At 70.0% G+C, this 2,347-nt stretch carries 2 protein-coding genes; both read right to left on the reverse strand.

The genetic code is table 11. The features are described from left to right. Positions 1–22: 22 nt before the first annotated feature. Complete coding sequence (locus U9980_RS18265) at positions 23–742, reverse strand: enoyl-CoA hydratase/isomerase family protein (protein WP_322769024.1); 720 nt, start codon at positions 740–742, stop codon at positions 23–25. 74 nt (positions 743–816) lie between these two features. Then, the coding region (locus tag U9980_RS18270) for a CocE/NonD family hydrolase (protein WP_322769025.1) at positions 817–2,347 on the reverse strand (1,531 nt) is incomplete at its 5' end.

Genomic DNA, 2,347 nt, shown 5'->3' on the forward strand with positions numbered 1-2,347 from the left:
ATCGGACGCCACTACCAGCACGTCACTTGTTACGGCGCATCAGCCTGTCGGCGGCATCCCAGTGCTCGTCGGCCACCCACAGGCGCGCGAAGGCGCGCGCCGCCTCGTGCGGAGGGACGGTTCCGGTCATGACGCGCTTGATCTCTCTGGCCGGGCCGGTGGCGAGTGACCTGGCCAGGGAGCGCCAGCCGTCCTCAAAGGAGGCCCGGGGCAGCACCTGGTCCACCAGCCCGACACGCTGGGCCTCAGCGGCGTCGAGCAGCGTTCCGGCGCCCGCGAGCAGCAGCGCTCTGCCCCTGCCGACCAGGGTGGCGAGTCGCTCGGCGCCACCCCAGGCAGGCATGATCGCCAGCGTCGTCTGGTTGAAGCCGATTGTGATGTCGTCGGCGGCGACGCGGATGTCGGCGGCCACCGCGACCTCGGCCCCGCCACCCAGGGCGTGGCCGTTGAGCGCGGCGATCACCGGGGCGGGGAAGGCGGCGAGCCGATCGCAGAATCCCCGCATCCGCAGGGCCATGCCGGTCGCTTCGTCCTCCGTTCGGATCGCCGCCAGTTCCTTCAGATCGCCGCCCGAGACGAACGCCCGGTCGCCGGCGCCTCTGATGACCAGTGCCGCAGCGCCTGCTGCCGCGTCGAGGGCCTTGTCCAACTCGCCCATGGTGGCCAGCGCAATGGCGTTGCGTGCATGTGGTCGGTCGATGGTGATGACCGCCAGCCCCCGGTCCACTTCAAGATCTATCATGCACTCTACTCCATGGACGAGATCAATATTCTCGATGGCGAGAGTAGCATTTTCGAATGTGGCGGGGTTGGCGGTCAGCTCCTCTGACGGACCGGCAGAATCACCGCTGAGGGGTGTGTCGGGTCGCGGTACACCGCCTGGTCAGCGGCGCGGAGGGTGGCGGCGGCGGCGCGTGGTTCGCCGGTGCCGGGGTTGCGGGCGTAGCGGGGGAAGGCTCCGCTGGAGACCTGGACCCGGATCCGGTGGCCACGCTTGAAACGGTAGGCGGTCGGCCACAGCCCGACGGTCACGCAAGAGGTCTCGTCGGCGCCGGACAGGCTGGTCAGACCGTCGCAGACGTTGTACGAGCGGCCGCGGGGGTCGACGTCGCAGAGCCGGACGAACACGTCGGCGTGGGGCTGGCTGGAGCGGAACCAGATCTCGGCGTTGACCTCGCCGATGATCTCGACGTCCTGGTCGAGTACGGCGGTGGTGTAGGTGAGCACGTCCGCGCGGGCCTCCAGGGCCGTGTTGTCGACGCGGCCGCTGTCGGTGAGCAGGCGCACGCCGCCGACCGCGGGGGTGGGATCCGCCGGGTCGTAGCGGTACTGGTCGGGCGCCGATTCGCAGGGCTGTTCGGTCGACAGCGCACCGTCGGGTCGCAGATGGAAGCGCTGCGACTCGTAGCCGCTCGGCGGCCACGAGTCGACGTCACGCCAGGCGTCCTCGCCCATCACGAACAGCCGCACCGCTGCGCGATGCGGTGGCTGGTCGCCGCGTGCGTGTGGAAGGCCGAACTCGATGGCCTCGTTGATCGCCGTGTTGTTGAACGACGTGTGCGTCCACGGCCCGATCGTGAGCCGGGCCGGGCGCCCCGCCGCCTGCAGGATCTGGAAGTCGCGGAGCTGGCCGGGCAGGAGGATGTCGTACCAGCCGCCGATCGAGCTGACCGGCACGGTCACGTCGGCCACCCGGTGCCGGTGGTCGATGCCGGCCCAGCGCGGGTCGTCCGTGTCGTGCGCGAGGATGTCCTGGATGTAGTCCGTGCGGTGGCCGACGGCGGCGACATCGGCCCGGCCCAGCGGAAGCGTGTACAGCGCGCGGCGTGTTCTCCTGTTCTGGATCGGTCTGCCGAACGTCGCCCAACGGCGTTCCATAGTGGCGATCAGCGCACCCCATACGAACGGCGTCTCCAGCGACATGCCGTCCTTGCGCAGGAACTCCAGTGTCAGCGCAGACTCGGTCATATGCGGGATCATCGCCTTGACCTCCGGCGGCAGGCGATCGGCCACCGCCCACTGGACGTAGCCCAGGTAGCTCAGGCCGACCAGCACGATCGAGCCGCCGAACCACGGCTGCTTGACCACCCACTCCAGCGTCGCGAGGCCGTCCTCGCGTTCCTGCCGCAGCGGGTCGAAGATCCCACCGGAGCCGAACCCGCCGCGGGTGCTCTGGATCAGCACCTGGAACCCGCGTTCGGCCAGCGGCCTGGCCATGCTCAGGCTGAGCACCCCCGCCCGGCCGTACGGGGAACGGAGCAGAGCGGTCGGTAACGTCTCGCCACCGACCCGTGGCGCCCACCTGTCCGCCAGCAGGTCGACCCCGTCGGGCATCGGCACTTGAAGA

Origin of the sequence: Protofrankia sp. Cr1, assembly GCF_963555865.1 — a bacterium.
Taxonomy (GTDB): Bacteria; Actinomycetota; Actinomycetes; order Frankiales; family Frankiaceae; genus Protofrankia.